The following is a 24,802-nucleotide window of genomic DNA, read 5'->3' as shown; positions in this document are numbered from 1 at the left end:
ATAGTTGTTAGTCCCCCCTCAAGCGCAATGAAGGGGGAGAAGGGGCTAACGCCTAACTGCCGTAGATGCCTTTATCATCCCGTTGGAAGAGGCGTTTGATGTGCTCCCACGCCTTAATGAGGGCATTTTTTTCATCGTTGGACTCCTTCAGCGCCTCATTGTAGGCTTCGACAAATTTAGACTGAGCGGCCTCCGAGAGATCTGCGCGTACCTCTGGGGAAATATCCTCTGGCCCAGACAACTGCCCCTCAGGCTGACGCGGAATTTGCATCTCCGTAATGGCTGCCTCTTGACCGCCAGCGGATTGCAATAGGAGAAAAATCTCGCCGGCTTTGTCCTCAGGGACTTCAACGACCAGCAAAAATTCACCTGCCTGTACCCGCGTTTGATAAATGGCAGCTTTGTCCTGCGGCATCCCCAAGGAAATCAGTGCGGATCCTAGGCCGGCGCCCAAAGCACCATAGAGGGCACCACTGGTCGCCCCCAAAAGGGCAGCCGCCAGAGGGCCAGCAGCAGCCACCACGCCAATAAAAGGAATAAACAGAACGCCGACTCCGGTCAGCAAACTCAGCAGTGAACCAAACACCGAGCCATAGAGTGCCCCCGTGGTGACGCCATCCAAAATAATATCTTTCTTGGTAATAAATCCACTAATGCGGGCTTCAGACTGAAAATTGCGGCCAATGATTGAGATATTTTCCTTGGGCACACCGCGATTCAAGAGTCGTTCGATCGCCTCTTTGACTTTGGCCTCTTCCTTGAAGGTGGCCGAGACACATTTTGTTGCTGGTTGAGCAAAAGTCGTACTCATTGATGGGTTTCCTCATCAGGACATGACCCCAGTATAGATAGGAGCAATTATCGTTGACACCGAACCTCCAAGGTGAGGAAACAGAATGCTCTCCCCACTCGACTAATCGCGGGCAAGGTTTTCAAAGCGAGTGTATTGGGGGTCAAAGAGGAGCTTGACGGTGCCCACTGGGCCATTGCGGTGCTTGGCAATCAGGAGTTCACAAATGCCGCGATCGGGGGTATCAGGGTTGTAATATTCATCGCGGTACAGCAGAATCACCAAGTCGGCATCCTGTTCAATGGAGCCGGATTCGCGCAAATCAGACATCAGGGGGCGTTTATTTTGCCGCGATTCGACACTGCGGCTGAGTTGGGAGAGGGCAATGACAGGGACATTGAGTTCCCGCGCCAGTCCCTTGAGGGAGCGGGTAATTTTGGAGAGTTCCTGCACCCGACCTTCTGTGGTTTCTTCGCCACCCATCAGTTGCAGATAGTCAATCAAAATGAGGCCGAGACCGTTGGGATGCTCGGCATGGAGGCGACGGGCAGTGGAGCGAATCTCCCCAAGGGTGGGATTGGGAGTGTCGTCAATGTAGATAGGCAGTTGCGAGAGAATCCCGATCGCCCGACTTAGGGGTTCCCACTGGTGTTGGCTAATGCGCCCCGCCCGTAAATAGTTGCTGTCAATGCGGGCTTCGCTGGCAAGGAGACGTTGCACCAGTTGCTCCTTGGACATCTCAAGGCTGTAGATCGCCACCCCCAGATTGTGAATTTCGGCAATGCGACGGGCAATCTGTAGGGCGATCGCCGTCTTGCCCATTGAAGGACGACCGGCAATGATAATCAAGTCCGATCGCTGGAAGCCTTGGGTCATGTTGTCCAGATCATAGAAATTGCAGGATAGACCCGGCTGAATATTACCGATCGCCCGCTGCTCCAATTCCGTAAACGTGCGGGTAAGAATTTCATCGGTGCGGGTCAATCCCTGCTGAATCCGATCCTGCGTCACACTAAAGATCTGCTGCTCGGCCTGATCCAAGATCACATTCAATGAGAGGCTGCTATCGTAACCCAGCTTCACCACATGGGTACCGGCTTCAATAAGCTTACGGCGCAGGTATTTTTCCTTGACCAAGAGGGCGTAGCGATCGATATTGATCGCGCTCACTGTGCGCTCCACCAGTTCCGCCAGCTTGGTGTGCCCCCCAACTCGCTCCAATAGCCCCTGATCCTGTAGCCAAGCGGTAACGCACAGCAGATCCGTGGGGCTGCCGCGACTGTGGAGAGAAACTGCTGCCCGATAGATCTCGCGGTGGGCACTGAGGTAAAAGGCCTCAACCGGCAAAATATCCACCACCCGGTTGATGGCTTCCGGGTCTAAGAGAATACCCCCCAAGATCCACTCTTCCGCTTCGAGGTTCTGGGGGGGAATCAGTTGGCTATCGGGCTGAAAACTTGGCTCCTGAACCATCAAGGAGGCTAGCCCTAATCGGCAACGACTTGGATATTGAGTTTGACACTCACTTCGGGGTGGAGCTTGATTTCAGCCGTGTAGGTGCCCAATTTGCGAATCTCAGGCAGAATCATTTCACGGCGATCAATGGTTTCGCCGGTAATGGCTTGGATGGCATCGGCCACATCTTGCGGTGTAACGCTGCCAAAGAGCATATCTTTTTCGCCCACGGGCATTGAGATAGTAATGGTGGCCAGTTTTTCGAGGGTGGCTTTTTGTTTTTCAGCAACGCCTTTGAGTTCGGCAAGCCGCTGCCGTTCTTTTTCTTGGAGTCGCTCTACGCGCCGCAGGGCACTGGGGGTTGCTGGCTCGGCAATCCCTCTTGGAAATAGGTAATTACGGGCATAGCCGGGGGCGACTTCGACGACTTGACCCATTCGCCCGAGTTTATTGACGGTTTCATTCAAGACAACTTGCACCCGCTTTGCCATGGGGATCCTCTTTCATTAACTGGATGGGTTAACAGCAAGCGTCAGCGCTGGTGGCTACGGCTGCTATTTTAGGACAAATAACTATTCTATAGCCTCTCGGCAGCAATTGCGACAAAAAAAGGGCAGAACGCTGTTCCACCCTTGTACCGAGTTTGTTCCAAAGTTAAGGGTTCACTTAAAGGGGATGGAAGAGCAAGTCGGGATAGAAACGATTAAACTCAATCAAAATCCCAGCGGTAATCGTCATCCAAATGGCGGCCAGCACGGGCGCGGTGGAAAGATAGGTCAAAAAGTGTTTCATGGTACGTCGTCCTTATGACAGTCAACAAACAGTGAAGCTAGCGAGGGGAAACGGTGATTTCGTTGTCTTTGGCGGTGAGTTCACCCGCTGCCAGCTCCTTGAGGGCAGCCAATGGCCAAGCAAACCCCGTGAGCATGCATTTGATGGCAAGGGGCACATCAATAATGATTTCTTTTTCATTGGCTTCACCGCTATCGCGCACGGCAATCAAGTAGGCGCGACCCACCCAGCCAATCCAGCCGGCAATGTACAGGAAGAGCACACTGGGAATGAGAAAATCACCGGCACGGCTGAGGCGACCATCCACAACGAGGTGGGGCAAACCATCTTGGCCGCACAGGGCTTGACTATAGCGCTCAAACCGTTTTTGACCGGAGGCGGGATCAGCGGTGGTATTCACAGCAGCGGCAGCGCGTTTTTGAAAGGCAGGAGAATCTTTGCAGGGGACGAGTCCTGCCACATCAGCGGCGGCTAGAGGGGTAAAACCTAGCCACAGGGTCAAGACAAGGAGTAGGGCTAACAATCGACGCATGGAGTGTTGTCCTCAAATGCAGACAGGTCAAAGTGCATTCACGGAGAGAGCAATCCCTCCCAAAGCTGCCATCATTTTAGCGGATGGGCTTCAACCCAACCCTAGGGGAAAGGTTAATAATTTTTACGAGGGCAAATGCTGACTAATGCTTCCTCTGGCGATCGCTCTATGGTTGATTGGTGCTACCGCACAGACTGCATCTATTGAGCCAGACAAAGCTCCTTTGCTAGACTGGATCTATTGCTGGATTTGACTTTGAAACATCTACACATCGGTGGCGCTGGGGGGAGAGCTGACCCACGGTGATTTCGCAACTATGAAAAGTGTTTCTCCTATTTTGCCCCCCATGGATGCTGACCTGACGTTTAACTTGCCCGACCAAAAGATCCTCGAGACCTTACCTGCCCAACAGTTAGTGGCGATTATTTTGCGTCAGCAGCAAATTATTAATCAACTCCGCCATACCCTCTCGCAGATTCCCGGCGCCCCTGAGGTCGTTCACCCTGAGACCCCACCCCCCTCAGAACCCCATCTGGCACTGGTGAGTGAGGACACGGTTTGTTATTTTCCCTTGACAGGGGGGAACTGCTGGACCATTGGCCGCAGTGAAGACAATTCCATTGTGCTCAGCGATCGCTGGATGTCACGGAACCATGCCATGATTCAGCGCATGGGACAGGGGGAGTTTTATCTCATTGATCTCGGCAGTCGCAATGGCACGTTCGTCAATGGTCGCCGCGTCAGTATTCCCGTTGCCCTGCACAATGGCGATCGCATTACCTTTGGCCAAACGGAACTGGACTTTTTTAACGAACCCTTTGCCCCCCTATTTGCCGAAAATGCCACTCTGTCTTTGCCTCAATCCGAAGGCTCCTCCACAGCACTGCTCCATGTCCGCCGCCTGTTGACGGTCTTGGTTGTGGATATTCGTGACTTTACCAAGCTGACGCGGCAACTCGAAGAGGAGCTACTGTCGGAGCTAATTGGCACGTGGTTTCATCGGGCGGGTGAGATTATTCGTCAATACGGCAGTTGGGTCGATAAGTACATTGGCGATGCGGTCATGGCGGTTTGGATCCACGAAAGCGAGGAGATTGGCTATCAAGAAATTTGCCACACCCTCTCTGCCTTAGAGGATTTACGGCTGATGACGGGAGAACTGCACCAGCACTATCCCTTGCCGTGGCCACTGCGCATTGGTTCTGGTTTGAATACAGGCTATGCCATGGTGGGGAATACGGGGAGTGGCGATCGCCCCGACTATACTGCTCTGGGAGATACCGTTAACGCTGCCTTTCGCCTTGAGAGTGCCACCAAAACCATTGCCGCTGATCTGGCTATGGGGGCAACCACCTACCACTACCTTGTACAGTCTTGTCCAACCGTTGTCCCCTTTCGACCCCAAGTGCTGAACCTCAAGGGCTATGATGCCCCTGTACCCGCCTACGTGGGCAGCTTTGATGACCTCCATCGGTTCCTTGCCCAAGCCATCAAAGGGAGGGACACCCTGCACTAAACACCTGAAAAAAGGGATTAAGGGACGGCCTCCCTCTGATATTATTGAATCACCTGTAGGGGGCAGTCTAGACATCAGTCTATTGTGGGCGTAATGCCTCAGTTTCCTCTGTCACCCTGCTGGCGATCGGCTACCGCCGCCTGCGCTCGCTGTGCGATGTGGTCAGTTCTTTGCTTTGACTCTTAATGAACCGCTGTTTTTTGTAATGATCTGTGAGATTTGGGAGGTAAAGGAATTATGCAACGTTTGGGCCGCTGGCTAGCACTGGCTTACTTCGTGGGCGTTAGCCTGTTGGGCTGGATCAACTGGAGTGCCCCAACCTTGGCGGCAACTGCATCCACCGAGGAAGAACTGGTCAATGTGGTAGATGAGAAACTCGGCACTGCCTATGGTGAAAAAATTGACCTCAACAATACCAACATTGCCGCCTTTATTCAATACCGCGGTCTGTACCCAACCCTAGCTAAATTAATCGTTAAAAATGCCCCCTACCAATCCGTTGAAGATGTCCTGAACATTCCCGGTTTGACGGAGCGGCAAAAGGAAATTCTGCGGGAAAACTTGGATCACTTTACGGTGACCGAGGTGGAAACGGCTCTCGTTGAGGGTGGCGATCGCTATAATAATGGGCTATACAAATAACTACCCTCATTAGATCAATTTTGGGTTAGCGTTGACTCCCGCAACTTCTGGATTTGATGTCTTAATCATTGGCAGTGGTGCTGCGGGTCTCAGTGCTGCCCTTGCCCTTCCCCCTAGCTATCGCATTGGCCTGATTACCAAAACTGACCTTCGACAATCTGCCAGTGGCTGGGCACAAGGCGGTATGGCTGCGGCCATTGACCCGACGGATTCTCCCCTACTCCATGCCCAAGATACCCTTGCTGCGGGGGCTGGCCTCTGTGATCCAGTGAGTGTCCAGTTTTTGGTTGAGCAGGCACCGGTACAGGTGGAGCGGCTCTTGGCGATGGGGGTAGCTTTTGATCGCGTGGGCGATCGCCCGGCTCTGACCCTCGAAGCGGCTCATTCTCGTCCGCGGGTACTCCATGCCGCTGACACCACAGGTCAAGCCCTGATTACAACACTGCTCGAACAGGTCACTGCTGCACCCCATATCACGCTTCTGCCCAATAGCTTTGTCTTTGATCTGTGGCTAGAGTCGGGGCGATGCTGTGGGGTGTGTCTGTTGCGTCAGGGACAACTTCAGTGGCTGCGCTCGGGTGCAGTTGTTCTCGCCACGGGGGGCGGCGGTCAAGTTTTTGCCCAAACCACGAATCCCCCCTTAAGCACTGGCGATGGTGTGGCAATGGCATGGCGGGCAGGAGCACACATTCGGGATGTCGAGTTTTTCCAATTTCATCCCACCGCTCTTGCCGTTGAGGGAGCACCGCGATTTCTGATCAGTGAAGCAGTGCGCGGTGAAGGGGCACATCTCATAGACCACACAGGGCATCGCTTTGTGGCGGACTACCATCCTGCTGGCGAGCTGGCACCACGAGACATTGTCAGTCGTGCCATTTACCGTCACCTTCAGCAGAGCCATGCCCCCCATGTCTGGCTGGACTTACGACCGATTTCTCGCGATCGCCTGCACTACCGTTTTCCGAAAATCATTGCTGTCTGTCGGCAGTGGGGCATTGACGTTGAACAGCAACCCATTCCCGTGTCCCCAGCAGCCCATTACTGGATGGGGGGAGTCGTCACCGATTTGCAGGCTAAGACCAGCCTTCCCGGCCTCTATGCCGTTGGTGAAGTTGCCAGTACTGGTGTCCACGGTGCCAATCGCCTTGCTAGTAACTCCCTTTTGGAATGCTTTGTCTTTTCAGCTCAACTGGCACATCTGCACCCTCAGCCCCTTCCCTTGGCGGTGTCCCCTGTTAGCCAGCAAGCCCTTGAAATTGAGCCAGTGAGTTTTCGGCAGTGGCGCCAAGATCTGCGGGAACTCCTGTGGCAAAGTGCTGGCATTTGTCGCGATGCTCCCACGCTGATGGCCGCTCTTTCCCAAGTGAAGGAATGGCGCCAAGAATTGCTGGCTCATCCGATTGCGATCGCCCTTCGTGAACTCAACCCCAATCACTGCTATACCCTCAGCAATACAGCCGCCCAGACAACTCTTTGGGAATGGGGCGAGCTACGCAATCTCTTGGACATTGCCTACTTAATTCTCAAAAGTGCCCTCTTTCGCGAGGAAAGCCGCGGAGGCCACTACCGTCAAGACTACCCCCAACCCGATCCCAATTGGCAAATGCACACCCTAATTTGGGGAGAGCACTGGCAAAAAGCGGCAATTCAAGGCGTCCAGAGTAAACTATAGTTGCTATAGATTCCAAAAATTTTTTGCGGTGATCTATCCCTATGATGCAGTCACGACGTGTGCAGGAAAGTTTGGTGGGTCTGGTGATCCTTGCGGGCTTAGCCACATTAGGGGTCGGCCTACTCTGGTTGCGGGGCAACCTTGCCGGTACCAATAGCTACACCCTTGAGGTGGAATTGGATACAGCACCCGGCTTAGCGGTGGGGACACAGGTGCGCTATCGCGGTGTCCAAGTGGGACGAGTCACGGCCATTGGGTTTGATGCCAATGGTGTCCAAGTGAGTGTGCGCGTCAACAATGTGTTAATTCCCCGTAGTGCTGTACCGGAGATTCGCCAGTCGGGTTTTATTGGTCAGGCCTTCTTGGACTTTACCCCCAAGGAGCGGGTACCGGAGATTCCCGAGGGCGTCACTGCCTTTGCCCCCAAGTGCCAACCAGACTTGATTTACTGCAATGGCGATCGCGTGACTGGGGTACGCACTGCCAGCTTAGAGGATTTGGTGCGAGCGGCCACTCGTTTTACCACTGCCCTTGAGGAATCGGGGATTATCAACAATGCCAATACCCTTATTTTGGGCGCAACCCGCACCGTCAACCGTGCCGATCAATCCCTGACGAGGGTGACCACTGCTCTCGATAGTTTCAACGCCCTCAGTAATGAAGCCCGTGCTGAACTACGGAATTTTGGCACCGCCTCGCAAGCAGTGACCCGTGCGGCCAACCAGATCAGCGAACTGGTTGAGGTCAACCGCAACACGATTAACTCCGCCTTGCGCAACATTGATGGTGCTGCCCGCGATCTGAGAACCACGCTCAAAGCACTGCGGCCCCTGACAAATCAACTGGAGCAGGGGGAATTGCTGGCCAATTTGGATGCTCTCATTAAAAATGGTGCCGAAGCAGCAGCCAATCTCAATAAAGTCTCTGGGACACTGAGCAGTCCCATCATTATGCTGTCGATCGCCCAAACCCTAGATGCGGCACGCGCAACATTTATCAATGCCCAAAAACTCACGAATGACTTGCTCAAACTCACGGGCGATGAATCCTTCCAGTCTGATTTGCGACGCCTTATTAAAATCCTCAGTCGCCTACTGGCTTCCAGTGAAGAGCTTGAGCAGCAATTCTTGGCACTCCATGCCACTTCCCTAGGAGAAACTCAGCCACCTGCCCCTAGCCCCGCCCCCAGTCCAAGTGGGGCGGCAGCGCCCCCCAAAGAGGAAGAAGCTGCCGTGACCAATGATCCTTAGGTTGGCAATTGGTTTAGCGGGCGGTTTCTGTTCTACCCGTACGGGTAAAGCGCACTTCGATACGACGCCGGGAAACATCTGGATTGCGGTTTGCTGGTGCGAGCTGACCATTGAGCAAGTAGAGCTGCCCCGCAGAGTAAGCGCGAAATTTCAGGCCAGCCAGTTGGGGTTGTTTTGCTTGCACCTTGCGCAGTTCGTTGGCGATCGCCAGTGCCCGCATCAGGCCGAGATCAGCATTCGATCCGGGGGTCAAGCGGTTCAATGTATTGGTAGCTACCGCCTGCTCTAGCAAGGTATCGAGATTACTGACCCCGCCTTGATTGGGTTGGCCGTCGGTATGGCCAATGATTTCCACGGTGTCAATGCCATACTTTTTGCGGGTATCCATAACCATTGAGGCTAAATTGACCCAAATGTATTGGCGAAACGGTTCCAAGAGTTGCGCACTGCCCGCAGGGAAACGAAATTTTTCATTATCTGGAATAGAACGATTGCCGGGAACCACAGGTGGATTCATAGTCGGTGGCTTAAATTGCGAGATTTCTAGGGTTAAAGGGGTCGCCTCTGTTTATCATAGACCTAAGGAATAAATGCATAGCACCTAAGTTGCAAAGCGATCGGTTGTTACTGGGGATACGACTTACCATGGAGAATGCCTTACCTGCAGTTTATTTAAGTGTGTTGATTATTCTACTCGGCGTCTCAGCTTGGTTTGTGGTCAAACAAATCCTCAAAACCCGCCGCATTGAATCTACTTTGGCACGCCTCCAACGAAAACTCAAGCAGGAACCGGGGACCACTCAAGAATACTTTGAACTCGGCAGCATCTACCTGACAAAGAAACTGGCCAGTCAAGCGATTCCCCTGTTTCAAAAAGCCCTGAAGGCGGCTGAAAGTGAAGGTGAAACCTATGTGGCTCCCATCTACAATGCCCTTGGCTATGCCTACTTCATGCAGGAGCAGTATGACTTGGCCATTCGCCAGTACAAAGAGGCTCTAAAAAACCAGCCTGAGTACATCACGGCTGCCAACAACCTCGGTCACGCCTATGAGAAAAAGAACCTAGCCCAACCTGCCCTTGAAGCCTATCAACATACCTTGAAATACGACCCCAACAACGCGATCGCCCAACGGCGGGTGAATTCCCTGAAAAAACGGCTGAGTGGCGCGGCGGCTTGAGGATACCTCGTCAAGCAAAAACTAGTTAACAATAAAAAACTGGCTAGGACATTCCCCAACCAGTTCGCAATTCACTCTGTGTATTTAGCTGGATAAGCTACCCCTCGGTTTAGGCGTCTCCTTCGATATAGAGGAACAGCAACCCCATCACCACCGTGGGCATCAGCCAGCACACCACGGGAATAAAAATCCAAGGCAAAAAGGATGCAGCGTAAGATCCCATCATAATCAGCGGTTCTCCTTCTGGGTGATCAAAAGTAAAGTGTGACCAAAGCCCTAGTTAAAGAGGCCGGTCATGATGCCATCGACAACAGCAAAGTTTTCGAGGAGGAAGAAGGCCACAAAGGCACCACCCATAGCCCCCACAAAGAAGCCAGCCGTAAACTGACTCCAACCCTCACCGGTTTTCAGGGGATCGCTGCTGCTGCCACCCTTTTGAAAACTGACTAGACCATAGGCCGCTAAGCAGGCCGTGGCAATCAAAATCAGGGCGATACCAGAAATCAAACCGCCCAAGTTGGCCACATCGGAGTCCCGCAGGGGACCGAGCTTGACCCAAGGACCAATGAGGAAGTAGCCATGGGCCATGCCAATTTCAAGACCCCGCAGAATGGGGGAGAGGCCTTGACGATAGGCGGGGAGGTTACCAATAAAAGTCTTCACTAGGCCAGAGTCAGAAATGGGCGTTGACAAGTGCCCCACAAAGGGATCGCCATTGTATGGCTTAACCAGTTCTTCTGCCATGATTTTTATTTCCCTAGCATTCCGTCATGTCCGCGCACAGGCACGAACCTAAGTGGTTATTCTAGGCAAGGGCGGGCGATCGCGCGAGAGAGGGCGTTCATCTCTTCAAGAAAGTTCATGTATCGCAACATCCCCTTACGCAGCCCCGCCCTCGAGTTGGGGTTAGTAGGTGGGTACACTGGGATCGACTTCCTGACTCCAGGCGTTGATGCCCCCTTTGATATTGATCCCCTCAATGCCCGCTTGCTTGAGGATGCCCAAGGCTTTGGCAGAGCGCCCCCCCATCTTGCAGTGCACCAAGAGGCGATGGCCATTCACCAGATTGCGGATTTTCTCCACACCGGGGCCATTTTCAATTTCCGATAGGGGAACGAGTACAGCGCCGGGAATTTTGGCAATTTCGTACTCGTTGGGGTTGCGCACATCCACAAGGACGTAATCTTGGGCACCACTGTCCATGAGGGCTTTGAGTTCCTGCACCGTCATTTCGGGAATTTCTGCCATTTGGGCGGCCTCCTGTGCTTTGGCTTGGCGAATACCACAGAATTCTTCGTAGTCAATGAGCTTGTCAATGACTGGCCGTTCGGGGTTGGGGCGCAGCTTGAGTTCACGGAATTTCATCTCTAGGGCGTTGAAGAGCAAGAGGCGGCCACTGAGGGTTGTGCCTTTGCCAAGAATAATTTTAATCGTCTCCGTGGCTTGGATGACGCCAATCATACCCGGTAGAATCCCAAGAACGCCCCCTTCCGCACAGGAGGGCACCAGACCCGGTGGCGGCGGTTCCGGATAGAGATCACGATAGTTAGGGCCGCCCTCATAGTTAAAGACCGTGGCTTGGCCCTCAAAGCGAAAGATCGAGCCGTAGACATTGGGCTTATTCAGGAGCACACAGGCATCGTTCACCAAGTAGCGGGTGGGGAAGTTATCGGTGCCATCCACCACAATGTCGTAGTCCGCCATAATCTCAAGGGCATTGGCGGCGCTCAAGCGAGTTTCGTAGAGATCCACTTGGCAGTAGGGATTGATCTCAAGGATGCGGTGCTTGGCCGATTGAATTTTCGGCTTGCCCACCCAAGAGGTGCCGTGGATCACCTGCCGTTGCAAATTGGAGCTATCCACCACATCAAAATCTACAATGCCAAGGCGGCCAATACCGGCAGCGGCGAGATAGAGCAGCAGAGGTGATCCCAATCCACCCGTGCCAATGCAAAGCACGCTGGCAGCTTTGAGGCGTTTTTGACCCTCAACACCCACCTCTGGCAAAATCAGATGGCGGGAATAGCGTTCATAGTCGTCTTTCGTGAGTTCAATCGTAGAAAGGTCTGGATTTAGCATGGTAGCCCTTCATAAAAAATGCGGCTGATCTAACCCGATCAGCAAGGGTGAGGGGATTTTCTTATTTTACTTAGGGGCGCGACAGAGGATCTGCCAAGGTTTCAATTGTCAACACTTGGGGGGGGGTCGCATCCGGCGGATAGAGCAGGGTGAACTGTACCCAGCGGATTTCTTGGGGTTGTAGCGTGAGCCGCACGAGATCGTCCCCCTGCTGGCCCTGACGTTGGACAAGGTGAATGATTCGACTTTGGGGGGTGCCTTGATCATCGCGGAAGCGCAATCGGATACTGCCTCGGAAAAAGATGCGGTTGGGTGGTTCAGCAAAGAACCGTAAGCCCCTGGCGGGGGCGTCGAATTTGATGGGGGTTTGGAGGGCAAGGCGCACGGTCTGGGGGCGATCGCTGGTGTTTTGTAGCGGTAGCACCAGATCATATTCAATGCCATAGTTGCCATGGGCAGCATAGGCCGTATCGGGATAGCGCACCACGAGGGGAGCCGTTTGCACTTGTCCTGTGCCCAAGCGCCCTGCCACTAACGAACTAATGGGATAGGAGAAGGCGGTACCCGCAGCGGGAATCGGAATCGGTTGTTGTTGGGGATTGTGCCAGCGGGAGCCAAGGGCGACACCCGCCACTCGGCCATAGATAATGCTGCCCCCTTGATCGGGGGGGGTGGGGGCGCGATCGCGGGGGGTGACCAATTCCCCTGCCGTCAGTGTCTGCTGCCATTGCTCTAGGGTCGGCGGTTCATTGCCAAAGCGGGCTAAACTGGCCAAGTAAATGTTGCCACTACTGCGGGCACGAATCAGCAGCGAACGGCCATTGAGGGGGGGGTCGAGTCCCTTGACCGGAATCGGTAAATTGGCGATCAGGGCATAACTGCGCGGGGGAATCACGACTTGTGCGGGCCATCCCGATTGCCGCCGTTGTCGCAGAATATCCAGCATGACGCGATCGCCCGGACCAGCAAAAACTTGGCCGAGATCATTCGCCTGCTGATTGGGCAGAGGACGAAAGGGCGCATCCGGCTGACTCAAGTAACTGGCGGCATGGATCAAATTCACCGTTACCGGTTCAGAACTGGGGTTGTAGGCGAGAATCCCTAGGTAGAGGGTCGTGAGATCCTGCGGGTCGCGGGGCTTCGCAATATGGTGGGCAAAAATATCAAAGCGATCGCGAAACGCAAAGTTCAAGTGGGCACTAGGAGTTGCTTTGCCCGCTGGCGGAAATGTGGACAGGAGAATCCCTGATTGCTGCACCACCTCTGGGCTATTGCTATTCAACACAGGCACCTGATCAAGAGCCCCCGGTAAAGGGAGCACTTTTTGCGGTTTTTCAATTGTTGCCGGCGCCTGAGCCAGCACTGGGGAAATGACAACCAAGGCCGCACCGCTCCCCAAAAACCAACGGAAATGAACAGACATTACCGAGACCTAGTAGCTCATTTGCAGCGTTACACTTGCTTCTACCTGTAATTCCCCGGACACCACAGGCGTGCTATCGGCCATGTTTGCTGCCCGAACGGCAAGGGGTCTTGGCGGGGGTGCCGCCTGATTAATTTGAATGCTCACCACTTGGCGCGGTTGGAGATTGAGGGCGCTGAGCACCGCTTGGGCTTGACTTTGCGCATCTTGGGTCGCTCGCTGCAGGGCAGTGCGTTGGGCAGCGGCAATCGTCGCCTCTGGTGCCGTAAAGCTAATATTGTCAATTGTCGTTGCGCCAGCTTGGACAGCAGCATCAAGAAGGGGCCCCACGCGATCGCTAGCAATGCGAAAACTCACCGTATTGCGCCCGATATAGCCCACCAGTATCCGCTGATTGTTGGTGTATTGATAATTGGGACTGAGGCTCAGCCCCGTGGTTTGCAGTTGACTGACTTCCCGTGCCCGCAGAACCGCCAAAACGGCATTGGCTCGCCGCGCCACCTCTTGCTGTACCTCTTGAGCCGTGCGACCTTGCACCTCGACCCCTAGGCTGACTTGGGCAAGGGTTGCTGAAATGGCTTCTGCCCCTCGACCGGTCACCGTCAGGGTACGTTGGGCTTCTTGGCTCACGGCGGGTCGCTCAGCAACCACCACAGATCCGCCAACAAGAAGCGCGGCAAGACTGAGGGTATAAAAAGGCGTTAACGGATGTTTCACAGCGGTATTCACCACAGCTCAGCAAAAAACTCATGAACCTTGTTTCTCTCCAGACCGCCTCTCACTGGGATTCTGTTCCCCTTTAGGCGCTAATCGTATGAATTTTAATAAAATTCGTTCCTTGGGGAGTTTGGGCAGGAATGCCGCCCAGAATCAAAATTTTATCGCCCTCAGTAACCATTTGGCGCTCCTTGAGTTGGTTTTCGGCCACGGCAATCATTCCTTCAAACGTCATAGGCAGCGTTTCTAAAAGAATCGGCTTCACACCCCAGAGCAAATTCATCCAGTGATAAACGCGGGGGCGATCGGTAAAGGCGACAATCATGGGTTTCACCCGTTCCCCAGAGGCAATGGTTGCGGTGTAGCCGGTTTCCGTAAAGCAGGCGATCGCCCGCAGATCGAGGATTTGAGTAATGGTGGTTAAGGCTTCACCTAGGGCATGGGTCTCATCATTGCGGTAGGCGGGCATATTGTCAAACTCAAGGTGCGGCTCCACATCCGCTGCAATCCGCGCCAACATCTTCACCGCCTGCACAGGAAAAGCCCCCACAGCAGATTCGCCCGACAACATTACCGCATCTGTACCATCAAGAATGGCGTTGGCGACATCACTGGCCTCTGCCCGCGTCGGTCGGGGATTGTGAATCATGCTCTCTAGCATTTGGGTCGCCGTAATCACAGGAATACTGCGGTAGTTGCACTCGCGAATAATTTGCTTTTGCAGCAGCGGCACCTTCTCTACCCGCATCTCCACACCGAGATCGCCCCGCGCAACCATGATTGCATCGGCCACCCCTAAAATCGCTGAGAGATTTTCCACTGCTTGGGGTTTCTCAATTTTTGCCAGCACAGGCATATCACTGGCACCGTGGGCCGCCAAGTACTCCCGCAACTCCCAGAGATCCTCAGCTCGGCGCACAAAACTCAGGGAGATAATATCAACCCCCTGCTCAATGCCAAATTGAATATCCTGCTTGTCTTTGTCTGTGAGGGAAGGCAGCCGCAGATTGAGATCCGGCAAGTTTACCCCCTTACGACTTTTGAGCGTGCCCCCCTGCACCACCCGGCAGGTGACCCGATCTCCCGCAATGGCCTCGACCACCAATTCCAAGAGGCCATCATCCAAGAGCACCTGCATCCCCGGCTGCGCCTCTTCGGCAAGATAGGGATAATCAATGCCAATGCCTTGTGTCTCTTCCTCAGTGAGCGGCACGAGGTGGACTTGCTCCCCTTCCACTAATTCAATGCTCCCTTCAGGAAGCTGACCAACGCGAATCTTCGGGCCTTGCAAATCTTGCAGGAGTGTCAGGGGCGTTGCTGCTTCATTGGCCACTTGTCGCAGCAGGGCAATGGTTTCGGCATGATCTTTATAGTCACCATGGGAGAAATTTAACCGTGCCACATTCATGCCGGCGGCGAGCATCTGCTGAATCACTTCCCGCGATCGACTGGCAGGGCCAATGGTGGCGACAATTTTGGTGCGACGAAACAGCATAGGAGAGGGGGATAACTTCATGCTCTCCTAAATCTTAGGCATAGGTCAGGGAATCCGGTGGTGTTCTGGCTTGCATTGGACATTAACTTTTGTGGCTACAGGGATGTGGCTATAATTTGCCTCGTGGAGACTACCGCTGGAGGCCGCGATGGCACGCCCCCTTACCCCCGATAATCAAACGCTGAATCGTGCTTGGACTTGGCAAGATGGCCTGATTATTTTGGCCTTGATTGCCCTGATCTTTTGGATTGTCAACACGGCTGCGCAGTTTACAGGACAGTATGATCCCACGATCACCATTGAGCTGAGTCCAGCGGTCTTGCCAAGTTACACCGCTCAAACGCTGCTGCGGATGCTCATTGCCTATATCATCTCCTTGGTGTTTAGCATCCTCTATTCCTATATTGCCTACTACAATCGCACTGCTGAAAAAATCCTGCTGCCGCTGCTGGATATTCTGCAATCGATTCCCGTGCTGTCGTTTTTGCCGGGGGTGGTGCTGGCACTGATTGCCCTCTTTCCGGGGAGCCGTATTGGCGTGGAATTGGCGGCCATTATCCTCATCTACACGGGGATGGCTTGGAACATGACGTTTAGCTTTTATCAGTCTTTGATTAGCGTGCCTCGGGAGCTGCGGGAGGTGGCAAAAATTTATCGGCTGGGGTGGTGGCAGCAGGTGTGGACGCTGGATTTGCCGGCGGGTGCCATTGGCCTGATCTGGAATAGTGTGATGTCAGTGGCGGGGGGCTGGTTTTTCCTGATGGCGATCGAGTCCTTTACCATTGGCGAGAAAACCTTTACGTTGCCGGGGTTAGGTTCCTATCTGGCGGAAGCAGCCAACCAACAGGACTATGCAGCATTGGCCTACGGTCTGGCGGTATTAATTGGCATCATTATCGTGATTGATATTCTGGTGTGGCGCCCTCTCATTGCTTGGGGCGAAAAATTCAAGATGGAAATGGTCGAGGCGGAGAATGTTCCTAAATCCTTCGTTCTTGATTTCCTGCGGCGATCGCCCACGTTGCGAGCCTTCCACCAAAATATCTTTGCCCCCGTCTGGGAACGACTGGATGAGCAGTTGCGCCCCAAACACCCACGTCAATCTGTTGCCCCCCAGAATGACCAAGGCAACTGGCCGATAACCCCCATCATTTTGCTGATTTTTGCCACCTTCGTGGGTTGGGGAGCGATCGCCTTTTTGCGGCAAATGTTTGGTGTCAGTTGGCAAGATTGGCAGCAAATTGGTCTAGGGGCGGTTCTGACCACGGTGCGGGTAGTGGTGGCACTGGTTCTCTCCCTACTGTGGACAGTTCCAGTGGGGGTGGCGATCGGTCGCAATCCCCGTGCTGCTCAAGTGTTGCAACCCATTGTCCAAATTGCGGCATCGGTACCGGCTACGGCGCTGTTTCCAGTGCTGCTGTTGGCGCTGGCCAATGTGGGTGGGGGTTTGGAGATTGGCTCTGTGGCTCTCATGATGCTGGGAACTATGTGGTACATCCTCTTTAATGTCATTGCCGGTGCCCAGGCGATTCCCACGGAATTATTTGAAGCAGCGGTGGTCTATCAACTCTCTTGGTGGCAGCGGTGGCGCACCCTGATCCTGCCCGGCATTTTTCCCTATTTGATTACGGGCATCATTACGGCGGTAGGCGGCGCTTGGAACTCCAGCATTGTCAGTGAATATGTGGAATTTCAGAATCAAACGGAGCAAACCCTTGGCTTGGGGGCCACGATTTCTGAGGCTAGCGTTCGGGGGGATTTTCCCCTACTGATGGCCGCCACGGCAGTCATGTCACTATTGGTGGTTTTGACCAACCGCTTGGTTTGGCGCCCCCTCTACCGCTTGGCGGAAACGAAATATCAACTGTTGTAGGCGCAGACTATGCGTGTCATTGGCCTGATGAGCGGAACCTCGGTGGATGGGATTGATGCGGCCTTAGTTGCATTGGCGGGGGGCGATCGCGACCTTGAGGTACAGGTGCTGAATTTTTGTACGGTGCCCTATCCCACAGCCCTACGGCAGCAGATTCTCGACATTTGTGGCGCAAAACCCTTGACCCTTGCAGCGTTGGCGGAGTTGGATGAGGCGATCGCCGAGGCCTTTGCCCTTGCAGCACAAACGGTTCAACAGGGATATCCCCGCGCAGATCTCATTGGCTCCCACGGTCAAACGGTCTTTCATCGCCCCCCCACGGGCGATCGCCTCGGCTACAGCCTACAACTGGGACGGGGAGATTGGATTGCTTGGCGCACGGGGATTACCACCATTGCTAACTTTCGTGCTCAAGATATTGCCCTAGGCGGCCAAGGAGCGCCCCTTGTGCCTCGGATCGATTGGTGTCTTCTCAGTCATCCCACGGAAGTCCGCTGTGTGCAAAACATCGGTGGCATCGGCAATGTCACCTACTTGCCGCCTCAACGAGAGGATCCTGAGGGCAAAGGGGTCATGGGTTGGGATACAGGTCCTGGCAATGTGCTGCTTGATCTGGCCGTAACGGAGTTATCGGGGGGTGAATTCACCTACGATGCCGATGGGGCATGGGCGCGGCAGGGCAAAATTATCGATCCACTGGTAGAGCACTGGCTGCAAGACCCCTTCTTTCAGCAGCTGCCGCCAAAGTCCACAGGGCGAGAATACTTTGGTCTGCCCTTTTGGCAGCGATGCCGCACTGAGGCTGCTGGTCTGGCGCCTGCGGATCTGCTGGCCACACTGACGGAATTTACGGCTCGCAGTATGGTTGAGAGCTATCGCCAATTTTTGCCCCAAAAACCGCAGCGGATCTTCCTCTGTGGCGGCGGTGCCCACAATCGTTTTCTCAGGGAGCGCCTTCAGATGCATTTAGGAGACATTCCCGTGGAAACCACTGCGACGGCGGGCGTACCGGTGGATGCCAAAGAGGCGATCGCCTTCGCTATTCTCGCCTACTGGCATGAGTTGGGCTTGCCGGGGAATTTACCCCAAGTCACAGGTGCGCGCCAAGCGGTTCCCTTGGGTCAGTGTTGGATTGGACAGTCATGAAAACAACCTTTCCAGCCATTGTCACCACGGCTGAAATGCAGGCAATCGAGGGGGCGATGTTCAATGCCGGCTTTCCAGTGCCTGCCCTGATGGAAAAGGTGGGACAACGCCTCAGCGACTTTCTCCAGCATCAGTTTCCACGGTATTCCCGTGTTGGGGTTTTGGCCGGTCCGGGGCACAATGGCGGCGATGCTCTGGTGGTGGCGCGGGAACTATGGCACCGCGGCTATGGGGTGCAGGTCTGGCAGCCCTTTGAACGTTTGAAACCCCTGACGGCGGATCATGCCCGCTATGCCCGCTTTCTCGGTCTGCCCTTTGTCGAGACGGTGGACAGCTTGCAAGAGGTTGACCTGATCGTGGATGGTCTTTTTGGCTTTGGCCTAGAGCGGGAACTGACGGGTGAACTTGCCGCTGCCATTGACCAAATCAACACGTGGCGGCAACCACGGGTGAGTATTGATGTCCCCTCGGGACTCCACAGTGATACCGGGGCAGTTTTGGGTACGGCAATTCAGGCCGATCGCACCCTCTGTTTAGGACTGTGGAAGCGGGGGCTACTGGTAGAGGAAGCACAGCCTTGGGTGGGGCAGGGGGTGTTAATCCCCTTTGATATTCCTGCGGTGGTGATTGAAGCGGTGTTGGCGACTGCGCCCCGGCGATATTGCTTAGATGCTTCCTGTTGGCAAGAATTGCCCCTGTCGCGATCGCCCATTACCCACAAGTATCAGCAGGGACAACTGTTACTCATTGGCGGCTCTGCCCAGTTTGGCGGCAGTATTCTCCTCAGTGCCCTCGCCGCCCGCTGTACGGGTGTGGGAATGCTAGTGGTGGCAGTGCCCCAGTCCCTGAAGTCCCTTGTGCTCTCACGAGTCCCCGATGCCATTGTTGTTGGCTGTCCAGAAACAGCGAGGGGGGCGATCGCTCGTTTACCTGAGGGCCTAGAGTTAGGGAAATTTTCCGCCATTGCCTGTGGGCCGGGGCTAACCCCTGAGGCGGTGGCCGTTGTGGAAACCGTTCTCGGTGCCGGGCAACCCCTTGTCTTGGATGCCGATGCTCTGAATATCCTAGCGACGCTCTCGCCATGGCCGCTGCCAAGTCCGACCATTTTGACCCCCCACTATGGCGAGTTTCGGCGCCTGTTTCCAGACCTTGTCACCGGCGATCGCCTTGATCAAGTGACCGCCGCTGCGAGCCGCAGTAATGCCATTGTTCTTCTCAAGGGCGCACGGACAGCCATTGCCTCTCCGAAGGGTGACCTCTGGATCAACCCCCACAGTACCCCTGCCCTTGCCCGAGGGGGCAGTGGCGATGTCCTCACAGGGCTTATTGGCGGTCTTTTGGCGCAGCAGGAAGCCCTCAGCGCAACCTATGGTGGGGTTTGGTGGCACGCTCAAGCAGGCCTTCAGGCAGAACGAGAGGCCACTGCCCTAGGGGTCTATCCTGAACAACTGATTGCCCACCTGTTACCGACGCTGCACGCTGCTCTAACTGCTGGCGTTTAGCTTTTTGGCCAAGAGTTGATTGGTCAGCTTCGGGTCGGCTCGCCCTGCTGTTTTCTTCATGATTTGGCCAACAAAGAAGCCCTGAAGTTTTGTCTTGCCCGCGCGGTATTGTTCCAGTTCATTGGGGTGCGCTGCTAGCACTTCATCAATCATTGCCTCTAGGGTAGCGACATCAGAGATTTGACTGAGGCCTTTTTTCTCGACAAGGGCTTTGGGGGAGCCGCCTTGAGCCAGTAACTCCGGCAGCAGATCCTTGGCCATTTTGCTACTGATAGTGCCCGCCTCAATCAGTTGGATCAGTTCCGCCAATTCAGCAGGTTTCAGAGGCAGTGCCTCGATCGCCAGTTTTTGTTCCTTGAGATAGGCGGTAATATCCCCCATGATCCAGTTGGCCGCTAATTTCGGGGGTGCCTCGGCGGCAACGGTGGCTTCAAAGTATTCGGCAACGGCTCGCTCATCGGTGAGGACGCGGGCATCTTGGGGGGGCAGGCCCCAGTCGGTCTCGTAGCGGTGCCGCTTTTGCGCTGGCAGTTCAGGCAAATCCGCACGCCAAGTGGCCAGTTGCTCAGCACTGACTTCAATGGGGCCGAGATCGGGTTCAGGAAAGTAGCGGTAGTCACTGGAGCCTTCCTTGACCCGCATGGTGCGCGTTTGCTGCGTGGCCTCATCCCAGAGGCGGGTTTCTTGAACGATGGCTTCGCCTGCTTTGACGGCAGCGACTTGCCGCTCAATTTCATAGTCAATGGCGCGTTGGATGGCACTAAAGGAGTTCATATTCTTAATCTCGACCTTGGTGCCAAAGGTGTTGCTGCCCACGGGGCGCACGGAGATATTGACATCGCAGCGCAGCGACCCCTCCTGCATATTGCCGTCGCAAACCCCCAAGTAACGGAGAATGCGCCGCAGTTCTTGGGCATATTCGGCAGCTTCTTGACCCGTGCGCAGATCTGGCTCAGAGACAATTTCCACAAGGGGCACCCCTGCCCGATTCAAGTCCACTAGGGAGTAGGTGGAGCCAGACAGGCGATCGCTCCCCGCGTGAACCAGTTTGCCGGCATCTTCCTCTATGTGCAGGCGAGTAATGCCAATTTTTTTACGGTGGGCGGTGCCGTTGTCATCCACCAGTTCAATCTCAAGGTAGCCATGCTGGGCAATGGGCAGGTCGTACTGCGAGATTTGATAGTTTTTCGGCAAGTCGGGATAAAAATACTGCTTGCGATCGAATTTGCTGTAGGGGGCAATCTGACAATTGAGGGCTAAACCCGCCTTCACCGCATACTCGAGCACCTTTTCATTCAACACAGGGAGTGTCCCCGGCAAACCCAAACACACTGGGTCAATGTTGGTATTCGGGGGTGCCCCAAACTGGGTCGAGCTAGACGAGAAAATTTTGGTTTGGGTACTCAGTTGGCAGTGAATCTCTAGGCCAATCACCGCCTCGTAGGTGAGACTGGCGGGATCCACAGGGGTGGGTTCAGGCGCAATGGTTGCTGCCTGCTGCGTCGAGGTTGATGGGGTGGATTTCGCCGTTTTTGATGTTTTTGAGGTTTTCGATGCTTGCCGTTTGCTTGATTTTGCCTTTGCCATCAGAAACTCCACAAGGGTACCGCCACTATAAAGCAGCTTACAGCCCTTTTCCCAAGGATGGAACACGCTCAAGGCTGTGAAAGCAAGTACAGGAGAGTATTTGATTGCCCTAGGTCTATATCCATTTTCAGAAAAGGACTGTCTTCAGGGGGGGGAATTGAGGATCAAGAGCTAGGGGCGATGATTGCGCTCCTCCATGGGCACATAGGGCTGATTGTGGGCACCCGTATAGACTTGGGTGGGGCGATAGATGCGATTGGCCTCCAGTTGTTCTTTCCAGTGGGCTAGCCAACCGGCCACGCGGGCAATCGCAAACACAGGCGTAAACAGATCACTAGGAATGCCCAACCGCCGATAGACAAGCCCCGAGTAAAAGTCCACATTGGGGTAAATCCCCTTGTAACTGAGGTATTCACCCACCACTTCTTCCAGTTTCAGGGCAATGTCGTAGTAGCGATCGCCGCCAAACTTATCAAACAACTGTTCCGCCAACTTCTGCAAAATGGTGGCACGGGGGTCTTTTACCTTATAAACGCGGTGGCCAAACCCAGCAATTTTTGTCTTGTTTTGGATGCACTTTTCCACATAGGGACGGACATTCTCCACGCTGCCGATTTCTTCGAGCATATTGATCACATCTTCATTGGCGCCCCCGTGGAGTGGCCCTGCCAGTGTACCCACCGCTGAAGCAACCACGGCGTAAGGGTCTGTCAATGTCGAGGCCGTCACCCGCGCCGAGAAGGTAGAGGCATTCATCGTGTGCTCGGCATGGAGAATCAAGCAAATATCAAATACCCGTGCCGCAAAGGGATCGGGACGCCGCTCATTGAGCATGTAGAGAAAGTTGGCCGCATAGTCCAGCTCATCACAGGGCATGACCGGATCATTCCCCTTGCGAATCAGTTGAAACGCCGCCACCATTGTTGGAATTTTGGCCAAGAGGCGGATGACTGCTGCCCGAATGTACTCCGGATCGTCGAGGGCCCGCCGCGAATAGAACAATCCCAAGGCTCCCGCCGAGGCCTGTAGGGCATCCATGGGATGGCCACTGTCGGGAAAGCATTTCATCATGTCGCGAATGCGATATTTCACGCGGCGATGGTAGGTAATATCGTGCTCAAAGGCTGCCAACTCCTCCTTGCTCGGCCAGTAACCCCAAATCAAGAGGAAGGCAGTTTCCAAAAATGTGCTTTTCTCCGCTAGTTCCTCAATCGGGACACCGCGATACTCAAGAACGCCTGCTTGGCCATCCACATAGCTAATGGCCGACTGAGCAACGGGAATACCGTCAAGACCGGGGCTAAATTCGCAAGCAACCATGCGTGGGTGTCCTTAAAAGGGGCAAACTGAATTGGAATTGCAGTATTGATCAATTTTAGGGGAGAGGGGAAAGATGTTGGTATGGTGAACGACCTCACTGCATAGGCGGATAGGGAATTCCGTGAGGTTTGTTAAGGGACATTCCCACTTCATTCAAGTTTTGTAACGTTTTGGCGGGCGAGGGAAAGAGCCTCGCTACGATCGCGATCGGACATCAAAATGCCTTTGCCCAAGGAGTTGACGCGATGAAACTTGCCTACTGGATGTATGCAGGGCCTGCCCACATTGGTACTCTGCGCATTGCCAGTTCCTTCAAAAATGTTCATGGCATTATGCACGCGCCCCTTGGGGATGATTACTTCAACGTCATGCGATCGATGCTCGAGCGAGAGCGCGACTTTACGCCTGTTACGGCCAGTATTGTCGATCGCCATGTCTTGGCACGCGGCTCCCAAGAAAAAGTGGTGGACAATATCACCCGCAAAGACACTGAAGAGCACCCTGATTTAATTGTGCTCACCCCCACCTGCACCTCTAGCATTCTTCAGGAAGACTTACAAAACTTTGTCCAACGCGCCAGCCTCAGCACCACTGCCGATGTCCTCTTGGCGGATGTCAATCACTATCGCGTCAATGAATTGCAAGCCGCCGATCGCACCCTTGAGCAAATCGTGCAGTTTTATATTGACAAAGCCCGCCGCCAAGGCACCTTAGTGACCAGCAAAACCCCCACCCCTAGCGTCAACATTATTGGCATCACCACCCTCGGCTTCCACAATCAGCATGACTGCCGCGAGCTGAAACAACTCATGGCCAACCTTGGCATTCAGGTGAATCTGGTGATTCCTGCGGCGGCCAGCGTCCACGACCTTGCCCGACTGCCCCAAGCATGGTTTAACCTTGTCCCCTATCGGGAAATTGGCGGCCTCACCGCCCAGTACCTAGAAACGGAATTTGGCCAGCCAAGCGTGAGGATGACGCCGATGGGTGTGGTGGAAACCGCCCGCTGTATCCGTGCCATTCAAGCGGTGCTCAATGCCCAAGGAGCCAATGTGGACTACGAAGCCTTTATTGAACAGCAAACACGGGAGGTGTCCCAAGCCGCTTGGTTTTCCCGCTCCATTGACTGCCAAAACCTCACCGGTAAAAAAGCAGTGGTCTTTGGGGACAATACCCATGCAGCGGCAATGACCAAAATTCTCAGTCGGGAAATGGGCATCCACGTTGTTTGGGCGGGGACGTACTGCAAATACGATGCCGATTGGTTCCGCGCAGAGGTGGCGGGCTTTTGTGACGAGGTACTGATTACCGATGACCACACGGTGGTGGGGGACGCGATCGCCCGCGTTGAACCCGCGGCCATCTTTGGCACCCAAATGGAGCGCCATGTGGGCAAACGCCTCAACATTCCCTGTGGTGTTATTGCCGCGCCCATCCACATCCAAGACTTTCCCGTCGGCTATCGACCCTTCCTTGGCTACGAAGGTACCAACCAACTAGTGGATTTAATTTACAACTCCTTCACCTTGGGCATGGAAGACCACCTGCTGGAAATTTTTGGTGGCCACGACACCAAGGAAGTGATTCACAAGGGGCTTTCCGCCGACTCGGATTTGACATGGACCGCGGATGGGCTAGCGGAATTAAACAAGATTCCCGGCTTTGTGCGCGGCAAGGTGAAGCGCAACACCGAAAAATTTGCCCGCGAACAGGGGATTAGCGAGATCACCGTAGAAGTGCTCTATGCTGCCAAAGAAGCCGTGGGGGCTTAAGTTTCACCTCTGGAACCTGCATGAACCTGACCCTTGCAGCGTATAGCGATTGGCATTTAA

Annotated in this window: 23 protein-coding genes; 9 read left to right on the top strand and 14 right to left on the bottom strand. The window is 54.4% G+C overall.

What is annotated here, in order from left to right:
* Positions 1 to 52: 52 nt before the first annotated feature.
* From RHP47_RS09490 to RHP47_RS09470, 5 genes are all read right to left on the bottom strand, one after another.
* Positions 53 to 811: a ChaB family protein gene (locus RHP47_RS09490; RefSeq protein ID WP_286649580.1), complete on the bottom strand. Its 759-nt coding sequence runs from the start codon at positions 809 to 811 to the stop codon at positions 53 to 55.
* Between the two features lie 102 nt (positions 812 to 913).
* Positions 914 to 2,263, bottom strand: a complete 1,350-nt coding sequence (gene dnaB, locus RHP47_RS09485) for a replicative DNA helicase (RefSeq protein WP_149820297.1) — start codon at positions 2,261 to 2,263, stop codon at positions 914 to 916.
* Positions 2,264 to 2,277: 14 nt separating this feature from the next.
* Positions 2,278 to 2,736, bottom strand: a complete 459-nt coding sequence (gene rplI / locus RHP47_RS09480) for a 50S ribosomal protein L9 (protein WP_149820295.1) — start codon at positions 2,734 to 2,736, stop codon at positions 2,278 to 2,280.
* A gap of 175 nt (positions 2,737 to 2,911) precedes the next feature.
* The gene (gene psaJ, locus RHP47_RS09475) at positions 2,912 to 3,037 is read right to left on the bottom strand and encodes a photosystem I reaction center subunit IX (RefSeq protein ID WP_011058244.1); all 126 of its coding nucleotides are present in this window, start codon (positions 3,035 to 3,037) and stop codon (positions 2,912 to 2,914) included.
* A 37-nt stretch (positions 3,038 to 3,074) separates the two neighbouring features.
* Positions 3,075 to 3,569 (bottom strand): Photosystem I reaction center subunit III, encoded by a 495-nt coding sequence (locus tag RHP47_RS09470; protein ID WP_149820294.1) that lies wholly within the window; start codon positions 3,567 to 3,569, stop codon positions 3,075 to 3,077.
* A gap of 316 nt (positions 3,570 to 3,885) precedes the next feature.
* On the opposite strand from RHP47_RS09470, the gene RHP47_RS09465 reads away from it, so the two are divergent.
* From RHP47_RS09465 to RHP47_RS09450, 4 genes are all read left to right on the top strand, one after another.
* Positions 3,886 to 5,085 carry an adenylate/guanylate cyclase domain-containing protein gene (locus RHP47_RS09465; RefSeq protein ID WP_286625493.1) on the top strand — a complete coding sequence of 400 codons (1,200 nt, stop codon included), beginning with the start codon at positions 3,886 to 3,888 and terminating at the stop codon, positions 5,083 to 5,085.
* Positions 5,086 to 5,322: 237 nt separating this feature from the next.
* Positions 5,323 to 5,727: a photosystem II complex extrinsic protein PsbU gene (psbU, locus tag RHP47_RS09460; protein WP_206200911.1), complete on the top strand. Its 405-nt coding sequence runs from the start codon at positions 5,323 to 5,325 to the stop codon at positions 5,725 to 5,727.
* A 31-nt stretch (positions 5,728 to 5,758) separates the two neighbouring features.
* Positions 5,759 to 7,399 carry an L-aspartate oxidase gene (nadB, locus tag RHP47_RS09455; RefSeq protein ID WP_149820291.1) on the top strand — a complete coding sequence of 547 codons (1,641 nt, stop codon included), beginning with the start codon at positions 5,759 to 5,761 and terminating at the stop codon, positions 7,397 to 7,399.
* 41 nt (positions 7,400 to 7,440) lie between these two features.
* Positions 7,441 to 8,649, top strand: a complete 1,209-nt coding sequence (locus RHP47_RS09450) for an MlaD family protein (protein ID WP_286625491.1) — start codon at positions 7,441 to 7,443, stop codon at positions 8,647 to 8,649.
* A 13-nt stretch (positions 8,650 to 8,662) separates the two neighbouring features.
* On the opposite strand, the gene RHP47_RS09445 is transcribed toward RHP47_RS09450, so the two are convergent.
* Entirely contained in the window at positions 8,663 to 9,166 is a 504-nt protein-coding gene (locus tag RHP47_RS09445) for a hypothetical protein (protein ID WP_310840339.1), read from the bottom strand.
* Positions 9,167 to 9,294: 128 nt separating this feature from the next.
* On the opposite strand from RHP47_RS09445, the gene RHP47_RS09440 reads away from it, so the two are divergent.
* Positions 9,295 to 9,828 carry a tetratricopeptide repeat protein gene (locus tag RHP47_RS09440; protein WP_206200915.1) on the top strand — a complete coding sequence of 178 codons (534 nt, stop codon included), beginning with the start codon at positions 9,295 to 9,297 and terminating at the stop codon, positions 9,826 to 9,828.
* 109 nt (positions 9,829 to 9,937) lie between these two features.
* On the opposite strand, the gene RHP47_RS09435 is transcribed toward RHP47_RS09440, so the two are convergent.
* The 6 genes from RHP47_RS09435 to pyk form a co-directional block, all read right to left on the bottom strand.
* The gene (locus RHP47_RS09435; RefSeq protein ID WP_149820283.1) at positions 9,938 to 10,054 is read right to left on the bottom strand and encodes a photosystem I reaction center subunit VIII; all 117 of its coding nucleotides are present in this window, start codon (positions 10,052 to 10,054) and stop codon (positions 9,938 to 9,940) included.
* A gap of 50 nt (positions 10,055 to 10,104) precedes the next feature.
* Complete coding sequence (locus RHP47_RS09430; protein ID WP_149820281.1) at positions 10,105 to 10,572, bottom strand: photosystem I reaction center protein subunit XI; 468 nt, start codon at positions 10,570 to 10,572, stop codon at positions 10,105 to 10,107.
* A gap of 162 nt (positions 10,573 to 10,734) precedes the next feature.
* Positions 10,735 to 11,907 (bottom strand): molybdopterin-synthase adenylyltransferase MoeB, encoded by a 1,173-nt coding sequence (gene moeB, locus RHP47_RS09425; RefSeq protein ID WP_149820279.1) that lies wholly within the window; start codon positions 11,905 to 11,907, stop codon positions 10,735 to 10,737.
* A gap of 70 nt (positions 11,908 to 11,977) precedes the next feature.
* Positions 11,978 to 13,330, bottom strand: a complete 1,353-nt coding sequence (locus RHP47_RS09420) for a DUF3370 domain-containing protein (RefSeq protein WP_310840337.1) — start codon at positions 13,328 to 13,330, stop codon at positions 11,978 to 11,980.
* Positions 13,331 to 13,339: 9 nt separating this feature from the next.
* On the bottom strand, positions 13,340 to 14,047 hold the full coding sequence (locus RHP47_RS09415; protein ID WP_149820275.1) for an SIMPL domain-containing protein: 708 nt from the start codon (positions 14,045 to 14,047) through the stop codon (positions 13,340 to 13,342).
* 82 nt (positions 14,048 to 14,129) lie between these two features.
* Complete coding sequence (gene pyk, locus RHP47_RS09410; protein WP_149820273.1) at positions 14,130 to 15,563, bottom strand: pyruvate kinase; 1,434 nt, start codon at positions 15,561 to 15,563, stop codon at positions 14,130 to 14,132.
* 127 nt (positions 15,564 to 15,690) lie between these two features.
* On the opposite strand from pyk, the gene RHP47_RS09405 reads away from it, so the two are divergent.
* From RHP47_RS09405 to RHP47_RS09395, 3 genes are read left to right on the top strand one after another with little or no spacing between them, the layout of a single operon-like run.
* Positions 15,691 to 17,415 (top strand): ABC transporter permease subunit, encoded by a 1,725-nt coding sequence (locus tag RHP47_RS09405; RefSeq protein ID WP_286649579.1) that lies wholly within the window; start codon positions 15,691 to 15,693, stop codon positions 17,413 to 17,415.
* 9 nt (positions 17,416 to 17,424) lie between these two features.
* Positions 17,425 to 18,561 carry an anhydro-N-acetylmuramic acid kinase gene (locus RHP47_RS09400; protein WP_310840334.1) on the top strand — a complete coding sequence of 379 codons (1,137 nt, stop codon included), beginning with the start codon at positions 17,425 to 17,427 and terminating at the stop codon, positions 18,559 to 18,561.
* Complete coding sequence (locus RHP47_RS09395) at positions 18,558 to 20,063, top strand: NAD(P)H-hydrate dehydratase (protein ID WP_310840332.1); 1,506 nt, start codon at positions 18,558 to 18,560, stop codon at positions 20,061 to 20,063. The genes RHP47_RS09400 and RHP47_RS09395 overlap by 4 nt, the downstream gene beginning before the upstream one ends.
* Here RHP47_RS09395 and gatB read toward each other — a convergent pair.
* Complete coding sequence (gatB, locus tag RHP47_RS09390) at positions 20,046 to 21,548, bottom strand: Asp-tRNA(Asn)/Glu-tRNA(Gln) amidotransferase subunit GatB (RefSeq protein WP_310841395.1); 1,503 nt, start codon at positions 21,546 to 21,548, stop codon at positions 20,046 to 20,048. The two genes, RHP47_RS09395 and gatB, sit on opposite strands and share 18 nt — an antisense overlap.
* Before the next feature lie 273 nt (positions 21,549 to 21,821).
* A complete protein-coding gene (locus tag RHP47_RS09385) occupies positions 21,822 to 22,970 on the bottom strand; it encodes a citrate synthase (protein WP_310840331.1) in 1,149 nt (382 codons plus the stop codon).
* A gap of 245 nt (positions 22,971 to 23,215) precedes the next feature.
* On the opposite strand from RHP47_RS09385, the gene bchB reads away from it, so the two are divergent.
* A complete protein-coding gene (bchB, locus tag RHP47_RS09380; RefSeq protein WP_149821788.1) occupies positions 23,216 to 24,742 on the top strand; it encodes a ferredoxin:protochlorophyllide reductase (ATP-dependent) subunit B in 1,527 nt (508 codons plus the stop codon).
* Positions 24,743 to 24,802 lie beyond the last annotated feature (60 nt).

The organism is Thermosynechococcus sp. QKsg1, assembly GCF_031586415.1.
GTDB lineage: Bacteria > Cyanobacteriota > Cyanobacteriia > Thermosynechococcales > Thermosynechococcaceae > Thermosynechococcus.
This window is presented reverse-complemented; position numbering and strand designations above follow the sequence as displayed.

Bases quoted from the DNA above. Each gene is read 5' to 3' on its own strand.
- RHP47_RS09490 (WP_286649580.1), bottom strand. From the start codon at position 811: ATGAGTACGACTTTTGCTCAACCAGCAACAAAATGTGTCTCGGCCACC.
- dnaB (WP_149820297.1), bottom strand. From the start codon at position 2,263: ATGGTTCAGGAGCCAAGTTTTCAGCCCGATAGCCAACTGATTCCCCCC.
- rplI (WP_149820295.1), bottom strand. From the start codon at position 2,736: ATGGCAAAGCGGGTGCAAGTTGTCTTGAATGAAACCGTCAATAAACTC.
- psaJ (WP_011058244.1), bottom strand. From the start codon at position 3,037: ATGAAACACTTTTTGACCTATCTTTCCACCGCGCCCGTGCTGGCCGCC.
- RHP47_RS09470 (WP_149820294.1), bottom strand. From the start codon at position 3,569: ATGCGTCGATTGTTAGCCCTACTCCTTGTCTTGACCCTGTGGCTAGGT.
- RHP47_RS09465 (WP_286625493.1), top strand. From the start codon at position 3,886: ATGAAAAGTGTTTCTCCTATTTTGCCCCCCATGGATGCTGACCTGACG.
- psbU (WP_206200911.1), top strand. From the start codon at position 5,323: ATGCAACGTTTGGGCCGCTGGCTAGCACTGGCTTACTTCGTGGGCGTT.
- RHP47_RS09450 (WP_286625491.1), top strand. From the start codon at position 7,441: ATGATGCAGTCACGACGTGTGCAGGAAAGTTTGGTGGGTCTGGTGATC.
- RHP47_RS09445 (WP_310840339.1), bottom strand. From the start codon at position 9,166: ATGAATCCACCTGTGGTTCCCGGCAATCGTTCTATTCCAGATAATGAA.
- RHP47_RS09440 (WP_206200915.1), top strand. From the start codon at position 9,295: ATGGAGAATGCCTTACCTGCAGTTTATTTAAGTGTGTTGATTATTCTA.
- RHP47_RS09435 (WP_149820283.1), bottom strand. From the start codon at position 10,054: ATGATGGGATCTTACGCTGCATCCTTTTTGCCTTGGATTTTTATTCCC.
- RHP47_RS09430 (WP_149820281.1), bottom strand. From the start codon at position 10,572: ATGGCAGAAGAACTGGTTAAGCCATACAATGGCGATCCCTTTGTGGGG.
- moeB (WP_149820279.1), bottom strand. From the start codon at position 11,907: ATGCTAAATCCAGACCTTTCTACGATTGAACTCACGAAAGACGACTAT.
- RHP47_RS09420 (WP_310840337.1), bottom strand. From the start codon at position 13,330: ATGTCTGTTCATTTCCGTTGGTTTTTGGGGAGCGGTGCGGCCTTGGTT.
- pyk (WP_149820273.1), bottom strand. From the start codon at position 15,563: ATGAAGTTATCCCCCTCTCCTATGCTGTTTCGTCGCACCAAAATTGTC.
- RHP47_RS09405 (WP_286649579.1), top strand. From the start codon at position 15,691: ATGGCACGCCCCCTTACCCCCGATAATCAAACGCTGAATCGTGCTTGG.
- RHP47_RS09400 (WP_310840334.1), top strand. From the start codon at position 17,425: ATGCGTGTCATTGGCCTGATGAGCGGAACCTCGGTGGATGGGATTGAT.
- RHP47_RS09395 (WP_310840332.1), top strand. From the start codon at position 18,558: ATGAAAACAACCTTTCCAGCCATTGTCACCACGGCTGAAATGCAGGCA.
- RHP47_RS09385 (WP_310840331.1), bottom strand. From the start codon at position 22,970: ATGGTTGCTTGCGAATTTAGCCCCGGTCTTGACGGTATTCCCGTTGCT.
- bchB (WP_149821788.1), top strand. From the start codon at position 23,216: ATGAAACTTGCCTACTGGATGTATGCAGGGCCTGCCCACATTGGTACT.